The organism is Micromonospora sp. DT44 (assembly GCF_049841635.1).
In the GTDB taxonomy this organism is placed as follows: domain Bacteria; phylum Actinomycetota; class Actinomycetes; order Mycobacteriales; family Micromonosporaceae; genus Micromonospora.
On sequence record NZ_JBNCKS010000127.1, the window covers coordinates 1 to 1791 of the forward strand.

Here is a 1791-nt window from a genome sequence, read left to right on the forward strand (position 1 = left end):
GCCCCCCATACCCACCCGAATACACACGGTCCTGGTAGTCCCGCGTCGCGGTATAACCGCCGTAGGAATACGCCCCGACGGCCGATCCCTGAGCAGAGCCCGCGGGCACCACATAGCCGTCAGCAGGACTCGCGCCCCCGGCGCCAGTGATGAGGCGGGCGGCACTGCCCCCGACCGGCCCGAACGACTCCCACTCCGTGCCCGCGTACCGCCTCTCATGACCAGGCGGGGTACCAACCCGGTCAGGAACCTGCCCCCCATACCCAGACGAATACGCGCCACCGTAGGAATACTCCCCACCGGCCGACTGCTGCACAGACCCCATCACCCCCTGCGGAAACCACTCCCACCCGGCACCCCCGTACGGCCCCCCATAACCAGCCGAATACCCCAACACCTCAGGGGCCCGCTCCCCGTAATCCCCCGACACCACGCCCGCAGCCTCAGAAACACGCGCCGACACCTCCCGCCCCTTATCACCTCCCCTTCGCCCACGTCTGCGCGTGGGCACGACCGCTTTCGCCAGAACGTCGATCGCTCCGCAACCCTCCAAAAAATTCTTCAGATCCTTGGGCATGCTCTTCGGAACAGTCCTGCCCTCCCGCCGCCAATCATGAAGATTTTGTCCGAGGTGTACCATAATCCCGTTGGTGGCCTGCCTCTCGTATGTTTGCGGGGGGACTGTCAGCAGATTTTTTTGGCGATCTCCGTAGTATTCTCGTGCTATCTCGCCGAACGCCTCCCACCTAGCGTCACTACTGAACTTAACAGCGCTGGGCGCTACCGCCTTCGCCAGAACGCCGATCGCTCCGCAACCCTCCAAAAAATCCCTCAGGTACTGGGGCATGTCACCGGGAATCTGCCTGCCCTCCCGCCGCCAATTATGAAGGTCTTTTCCGAGGTGTACCATAATCCCGTTGGTGGCCTCCCTCTCGTATGTTTGCGAGGGGACTGTCAGCAGATTTCTTTGGCGATCTCCGTAGTATTCTCGTGCTATCTCGCCGAACGCCTCCCACCTAGCGTCACTACTGGACTTAGCAGCCGCCTTCGCCACGTCGCCGATCGCTCCGCAATCCTCCAAAAAATCTTTCAGATCCTTGGGCATGTCACCGGGAATCCGCCTGCCCTCCCGCAGCCAATTATGAAGGTCGTGTCCGAGGTGTACCATAATCCCGTTGGTGGCCTTCCTCTCGTATGTTTGCGGGGGGACTGTCCGCAGATTTTCTTGGCCATCTCCGTAGTATTCTCGTGCTATCTCGCCGAACGCCTCCCACCTAGCGTCACTACTGAACTTAACAGCGCGGGACGCTACCGCCTTCGCCGGAACGCCGATCGCTCCGCAAACCTCCAAAAAATCCTTCAGATCCTTGGGCATGTCACCGGGAATCTTCCTGCCCTCCCGCCGCCAATCATAAAGATATTTTCCGAGGCGTACCACAATCCCGTTGGTGGCCTTCCTCTCGTATGTTTGCGAGGGGGCTGGCAGCAGATTTTCTTGGCCATCTTTGTAGTAGTCTCGTGCTATCTCGTCGAACGCTACCCACTCTTCTTCGGTCCTCTTCTTATAACGCATGAGACGTCCTCTCTGTTCTTTCAGCGCGGCCGGGACTCGGACTCAGAAGTGTGGCCGACGTACGTGACGTGGCCGCCGGCAACCACCATGGGCTCGGTTATAATCCTGGAGCCCTCTTAGGTGTGCCGGGTGCCCACCGGAAGTGGTCGGCGGGTGGCGGGCTCCCGCTGTTGTCGTAGTGGGGGTTAGTAGGGGCCGGGCCGGCAACGCTGGTACTG

At 60.7% G+C, this 1791-nt stretch carries 1 pseudogene; it reads right to left on the reverse strand.

From position 1 onward, the window contains the following. Positions 1-1573 (reverse strand): annotated as a pseudogene (locus ACLQ25_RS32540) (hypothetical protein); the annotation flags it as partial. Positions 1574-1791: the final 218 nt, after the last annotated feature.